This window comes from Paracoccus ravus (assembly GCF_004522175.1).
Classification (GTDB): Bacteria; Pseudomonadota; Alphaproteobacteria; order Rhodobacterales; family Rhodobacteraceae; genus Paracoccus; species Paracoccus ravus.
The window spans coordinates 1-6,184 of the sequence record NZ_SDEB01000058.1 but is presented as its reverse complement, the minus strand read 5'-3'; the positions used below and the strand labels follow the sequence as shown (position 1 = coordinate 6,184).

Sequence of the window (6,184 nt, the reverse complement as noted above, 5' to 3'; positions counted from 1 at the left end):
TGGCTATGGACTTACAACAACGAGCGCCCCAACATGGGCATCGGCGGCATCACACCCGCCCAGAAACTGAAAATGGCTGCCTGAGGTCTACTTCTGCGCCCCGTTAAAACGGGGAGGATTACCAGGTGATCCCGTTCTTTGGCTTAGATCCGGCGATCCGCAAGATCATCTACACGACCAATGCCATTGAGAGTCTGAACCGGGTTATCCGCAAGTCGATCAACGTTTCCGACCGACGAGGCGGCGACCAAGCTGATCTCCCTGGCCATCCGCAACTTCGAGAAGGATGGCCGAAACGTTCGGGAATGGTTTGCGGTCCGTAATCAGTTCTCCATAATGTTCGGCGAGCGCTTCGACGCTTGAGTATCTCAAACCGCATGGACCGGGCCAGATACACGAAGTTCAGGACACTCCTCTCCGCGCCCCTCATCGCCGACTTGGAGACAAGGCAGCGCGGTCAGCGGAGCGCGCTTTCCAGACATGCCAAAGTAGGGAAAATGATCGACTATTTGCCGTCGCGCGAGGATTGGCGCAGCTTCACCCGGTTCTTGGACGACCCTGGCTGGTCGATGTCATTGCCCGCATCTCGGACCTGCCTGTCTCACGGCCGCCCGAGTTGCGGCCCTGGCACTGGAGCGCTGAAGACAGCCAAGTCAAGTCCGCCTGACCGTGGTCCCCTCCGTGGGTTTATCCCGCTATGTTGCAAATTATACTTCATAACGAAGGAGCAGACGACATGAGGAAACCCCTTCACGGATCAGCAGGGCGGAGTGGCCCCCTATGGAGCCGCTAAATCCCATCGAACAGATTACCGGGATGATAGAGGAACAGAACCGGATGGCGACGCGCAACTCTCTCCTCGGCATGGGCTCAGGCAAAATCCTACATACTCAAGGCCAAATATAGGGCCAGACTTGACGGCACGCCCGGCACACTTGCCCTGAAGCCATCCGCAGACGACCAATCTCAAACCGGCACACTCTCGGTATGGTGAGGGACCGACCGGAGAAAGCTCGGTCAGGATGGACTTGCTCTTCCGCGCTGTTGGTATTACGTCCATCGCTGTCGGAGGAGTGGCAGAGCGGTTTAATGCACCGGTCTTGAAAACCGACGTGGGTCATCCCACCGTGGGTTCGAATCCCACCTCCTCCGCCACCTGACAGTCTGATCTGTCTGGATTGTCAGGAAAACCCAGCAAAAACCGTAATACACCTGTCGAACCTGTCTGGATCAATACCAGCCTGTCACGCTATTTGCGTGGGTATGGACGTGGGTTCGGAGGACAGTTTATGGCGCGGGGGCCGATTCACAAATTATCGAGCGGGTGTGTCAAAACATCGGGACCGGGCTTTCACGCTGACGGAGGCGGGCTTTACCTGAGCGTCAAGCCGGGATCGCGGTCATGGGCATTCAGGTATTCCGAACCGGGAACGGGCCGCAGGCGCGAAATGGGACTCGGCAACGCGGACTCGCTTCCGGTCGCCGCAGCCCGAGAACGCGCTGCCGATCTGCGCGGATTGGTGGCGCAAGGCATTGACCCGCTAGGCAAGCCCGAAGCACCAACGATGCACGGCGCTGGTCGGGCCACGACATTCGGACAGGTGTTCGATTACTATTTCGCGGCCAACGCGCCGAGCTGGCGTAATCCGAAGCATCGGCAGCAATGGCAGAACACAATCGGCACCTATGCCAAGGGTATTATCAAGCGGCCCGTGGCAGAGATCACGACCGCCGATATTCTGGCCTGCCTTACACCGATCTGGACCGCCAAGCCTGAGACGGCGCGACGGGTGCGAGGCCGGATAGAAATGGTGCTGGATTATGCCGTGGCGCATGGGCACCGCGAACCGGGGCCGAATCCGGCCAGCCTGTCAGTTATTAGGCAGGGCCTGCCGCGCGTGAAGCAGGCCAAGACGCATTTCGCCGCTGTCGGGATCGAGGACGCCCCGGCAACATTCCGGGCGATCTGGGAACGCCGGAACGATGGACAGGGCGCGGCAGCACTGGCCCTGCTGATCCTTGGGGGTTTCCGACCGGGTGAGGTCCGGGGCCTGCGCTGGTCGGACCTGCAAGCTGATCGCATCGAAATTCCGGGCCTGCGCATGAAGGCTGGGCGCAGGCATCGCGTCCCGCTCACAGGACCAATGTCCGCCCTGCTGGACCGCGAGAAGCTGGCCGAGACGGTATTCTTTGGTAACGGCGGCAAGCCCCTGTCAGACGCGACCCTGAGCGCCGTTCACAAGCGTCTTGGCATAGAGGCCACCTGTCACGGGTGGCGGTCCACGTTCCGGCAATGGGCGGCGCATTCGGGCTGGTCGCGTGATCTGGCAGAATCCGCGCTGGCCCATACGCTGGCCCGAAACGATGTGGAAGCGGCCTATCTGCGCGATGCTGACTTGCTGGACGCCCGCCGCCCGATGATGGACGCTTGGGCGCGGCACCTGCTGGGTGAACCCGTTTCTGATAATACGTCTTGATCTGACTGGAATCATTCCGCTAATGTCGTCTGACATTCGAATCAAATCGAATGAGTCCATCAGGACGGCCCTGCGAAGGGCAGCATATAGGAACAAGCTAGCTTTACGCTGTGGCAGCCCGGCTATCAGGCTGTGTGACCTATATGGACGGAGCCTATGGACGACACGAATACCCTGCCTGACGACCGCCTGCTGTCAACCCGCGATGCAGCCCAGTTTCTGGGCGTATCCCGCCAGACGCTTTACACCCTGCACCGCAAGGGCTGCTTCCCCGCTATTGTCCTCTCGCCGGGGTTGACGAACTGGCGGCTTGACGACCTGCGGGCTTACATCGCAACCAAGACGCGCCGCGTCCGAAGCGGCTGAGGGACTGCGCCCATGGCGCGGTCCCTTTCGTCATTCCGGCAAGCCCTCTGCTGAGGGCGCTGGCGCGGATCGTCTGGGCTTCACCCTTCGTTGTCTAGCTGGCTTTCAGATTGCAGTGCGATCCGAAGCAGGGCTTCGACTGCGCGGGCGCGGGACATATCCCCCGGCTGGGTCTGACGCCAAGCTTCAATCGCAGCCAGCACGTCTGGCTTGACGGAAACGGCGATTTGCACTCGCTTATCCATACTGGATGACTTTCATATTGACTGGATTACAGCCATTGGCTTAATGGGTCTATATTAAAGTCATCCACTTCGAGTGGCAATCCATGAATAACGCCTTTGGGCGAACGGGGGAGTCTGGCCTGACGGCTGGATAACGGCCAATGAGCAATGCTGCACTGCAACTGCCCTCGCATGGCGAGGCGCAGGACGATACCCTACGCCTTATCGCCACCGCGCGGCAGCGCCACGAAATCCGGTTCGCGGATCGCAAACTGGCCGAGGTGAAGCGCCGCGCGAAGGACAAGCCCGTTTCTGCCACCCAGTTACTGCACTGGCTGTTGGTGCGGGCCGCAGCCCTTGGGCTGCGAGGGGTGGCGCGGGAGATGCTGAAAAAGATCGCCTCGCTGGCCGGGACTGGGCGCGTGGTCAGCCACTCGCTGTCCTATATCGGGCGCACCCTGTCCTTTTCGCGCCAGCGGGCCAGCGTCCTGTTCAAGAAGTTGGAAGCCCTTGGACTGGCCGTGCGCGTTGGGCGGGCGATCTACCTGCGCCTCGTGGTGCTGGAAGATGCGGAGGTGATCGAGGCCGAAGCCCAGCAAAACCTGCCCGCTAAGAAGTATGTCAACACCCCGTTGCGCATGTTCCCCAAAGATAAAAACCCAAGCGAAGCGCCAGAGCCGAAATCCTCTGACGGCTGGGACGCGGACCGGGAATCGTGGGCTTGGGCCACGATCATCAGCGCAGAGATAGGCAGCTTGGCGTATCTCACAGCGCAAGAATACCTGCGCTTGTCCGACGAGGATGCGCTGGCGTTCAGAAGCTAGTGAAATGCGATCACTGCGCCCCTGACAGGCGTTTGAGTGCTGGGGAAAGGGGAAGGTGCCCAAGGTCACGAGAGAGGCCACAGGGCGCGATCCTAGAGGGTTTGACGTGGCCTCGCCCGTGACCTGACGCGCCGTCTTTATTGCCAAGGGCCGCAGTCCACTGCCACGGCCCATTATCCACCGAAAGGAATCAAACATGGCGAAATGCCGGAACTGCGGAAAGAAGCTGTCTTTCACCGAGGCGCTGGTAGCGATCTGCACCGAATGCGACGAAAAGCGCGTGGCCGAGGCGTCCAAGTCCAAGGAGCAGAAGGAAGCCGAACGCGCGGCGATGCTGGCCGAGGCCGAGGCGGAAAAGCGCCGGATCGAGTCCGTGTTGCTGACGACAGAAAGCGCGATCCACGATCTGCGGATCGTCAAGCGGCTGGACGTGATCACCGTGGAATGCGCTTTCGGCATGAACATATTCAAAGACCTGTTCGCCAGTGCGCGGGACTTTTTCGGGGGCCGTTCTGCCGCCGTGCAAAACACCATGCGTGAATCCCGTCAGACCGCGCTGAACGAGTTGCGGGCCGAGGCCCACCGGATCGGGGCGAATGCCGTGATCGGCATTGATCTGGATTACGTCGAATTGTCGGGCAGCGGGAACATGGTGCTGCTGGTGGCCTCTGGCACCGCCGTGGTGATCGAAGGAGCCGCATGATGGAACGTCTGACACTGGTCACCACCCAGCCGAGCGGCCTGCCCGACGCCGTGCAAGAGGCATTCAAGCAGGCCGATTGCGGCCCGCTGGATTCCGTCGCGTGGCATTTCGAGGTCAAGCGCAAGGTCTACCTCGCCCGCATTCCGGGCGTGGGAATCTTCATCCGCACCTCACGAGGCGAGAAGCTGACCGACGCCGAGGTGGAGAACCTGCGGGTGGCCTATTTCGCGCACCTGTCCGACGAGGCCGTCAAAGAAGGCGGCAAGCCCCTGACCTCGCCCCAGAGGCCGTCAGAGGCCACGCCAGAGGCCGCAGTGCGTGCCGTGATCGAGTTCCCGCCCGTGATCAAATGGTGCGCGATCATCACCACCATTTGCGCCGTCATGGTCACGGGGTTGCTGGGTATGTCTATCGGCTGGATTGAGTATCCAAACGGCGATACTACCTGCTGCGCGATCAGGATAGCCCGCTGACACTGCACCCGCCCGCGTCTCGTGGGCGGGTTTCTGCATTATCGGCCAAACGGCCCCGCTGCGTTTTCCCCGATCTGCACCAGCGCCGCGCGGTCTTGGTGATTCAGTGTTTTACCTGCGTAGGTAAAACACTGGGCGTCCCACCACTTGCCGAAAGCGGAATGGCGGGGGCCGACACTGCACCAGCGCCGCACGGTCGTAATAGTTCAGCGTCTTGTCTGCGTAGGCAAGATGCTGGGCGTCCCACCACGCGCCGAAAGCGGTATGGCTGGGGCCGAGACTGCACCTGCGCCGCGCGGTCGTTGTGGTCAATAGGTTTACGAGCGTTCGTAAACCTCTGGGTGTCCCACCACTTGCCGAAAGCGGCGTCATAGGGGCCGAGACTGAACCAGCGCCGCGCGTTCATTGCGGCCCATCGTGTTCATAGCACTATGAAAACGCTGGGCGTCCCACCAACACCGCGCGGTCGAGGTCGTTGAGAGTTTTGGTAGGGCTACCAAAACGCTGCGCGTTCCACCACGACAACCGCGCGGTCGTTGTGATCAATCGTTTTACGAACGTCCGTAAAACGCTGACCCACCACGCGCCGACGCTGCACCAGCGCCGCACGGTCTTGGTGGCTCAAATGTTTACCGCCACTGGTAAACATCTGGGCGTCCCACCAAGCGGAGAAAGCGGCGTCATTGGGGCCGAGACTGAACCAGCGCCGCGCGGTCTTGGTAGGTCAGCGTTTTGACACCACTGTCAAAACGCTGGGCGTCCCACCAAGTGCCGACACTGCACCAGCGCCGCGCGGTCGTTGCGAGTCATTGGTTTCTCACCACTGAGAAACCCCTGCACGTCCCACCACGCGCCGCGCGGTCGCGGTAGTCCAGCGTCTTGCCTGCGTAGGCAAGATGCAGGGCGTCCCACCACTTGCCGAAAGCGGCATTGCGGGGGCCGAGACTGCACCAGCGCCGCACGGTCGTTGTAATCCAGCGTTTTACTAGCACTAGGCATTGTTGCAGAACTTTCGGATCTGACGGATTCACTCGGCGATTCTGGTGGGTTAATCCGCTCGGCATGACGAACTCCGCACCTGCCCGCTACCGAACCACGAACTGGAAATCCTATAACT

5 protein-coding genes, 1 tRNA gene and 1 pseudogene are annotated in these 6,184 nt (G+C 60.9%); all 7 read left to right on the top strand.

Annotated features, from left to right (window positions below; translation table 11 throughout):
- Window positions 1–122: 122 nt before the first annotated feature.
- Window positions 123–363 (top strand): annotated as a pseudogene (locus ESZ60_RS20215) (transposase); the annotation flags it as partial.
- A 704-nt stretch (window positions 364–1,067) separates the two neighbouring features.
- Window positions 1,068–1,155 (top strand) — tRNA-Ser (locus ESZ60_RS20210).
- 134 nt (window positions 1,156–1,289) lie between these two features.
- Window positions 1,290–2,477, top strand: a complete 1,188-nt coding sequence (locus tag ESZ60_RS20205; protein ID WP_245155803.1) for a tyrosine-type recombinase/integrase — start codon at window positions 1,290–1,292, stop codon at window positions 2,475–2,477.
- Window positions 2,478–2,633: 156 nt separating this feature from the next.
- On the top strand, window positions 2,634–2,843 hold the full coding sequence (locus ESZ60_RS20200) for a helix-turn-helix transcriptional regulator (RefSeq protein WP_134682453.1): 210 nt from the start codon (window positions 2,634–2,636) through the stop codon (window positions 2,841–2,843).
- Between the two features lie 385 nt (window positions 2,844–3,228).
- Window positions 3,229–3,891 carry a hypothetical protein gene (locus ESZ60_RS20195; protein ID WP_134682452.1) on the top strand — a complete coding sequence of 221 codons (663 nt, stop codon included), beginning with the start codon at window positions 3,229–3,231 and terminating at the stop codon, window positions 3,889–3,891.
- A 196-nt stretch (window positions 3,892–4,087) separates the two neighbouring features.
- Window positions 4,088–4,594: a YbjQ family protein gene (locus ESZ60_RS20190; RefSeq protein ID WP_134682451.1), complete on the top strand. Its 507-nt coding sequence runs from the start codon at window positions 4,088–4,090 to the stop codon at window positions 4,592–4,594.
- Window positions 4,591–5,067 (top strand): hypothetical protein, encoded by a 477-nt coding sequence (locus tag ESZ60_RS20185; protein ID WP_134682450.1) that lies wholly within the window; start codon window positions 4,591–4,593, stop codon window positions 5,065–5,067. The genes ESZ60_RS20190 and ESZ60_RS20185 overlap by 4 nt, the downstream gene beginning before the upstream one ends.
- Window positions 5,068–6,184: the final 1,117 nt, after the last annotated feature.

Bases quoted from the DNA above. Each gene is read 5' to 3' on its own strand.
- ESZ60_RS20205 (WP_245155803.1), top strand. From the start codon at position 1,290: ATGGCGCGGGGGCCGATTCACAAATTATCGAGCGGGTGTGTCAAAACA.
- ESZ60_RS20200 (WP_134682453.1), top strand. From the start codon at position 2,634: ATGGACGACACGAATACCCTGCCTGACGACCGCCTGCTGTCAACCCGC.
- ESZ60_RS20195 (WP_134682452.1), top strand. From the start codon at position 3,229: ATGAGCAATGCTGCACTGCAACTGCCCTCGCATGGCGAGGCGCAGGAC.
- ESZ60_RS20190 (WP_134682451.1), top strand. From the start codon at position 4,088: ATGGCGAAATGCCGGAACTGCGGAAAGAAGCTGTCTTTCACCGAGGCG.
- ESZ60_RS20185 (WP_134682450.1), top strand. From the start codon at position 4,591: ATGATGGAACGTCTGACACTGGTCACCACCCAGCCGAGCGGCCTGCCC.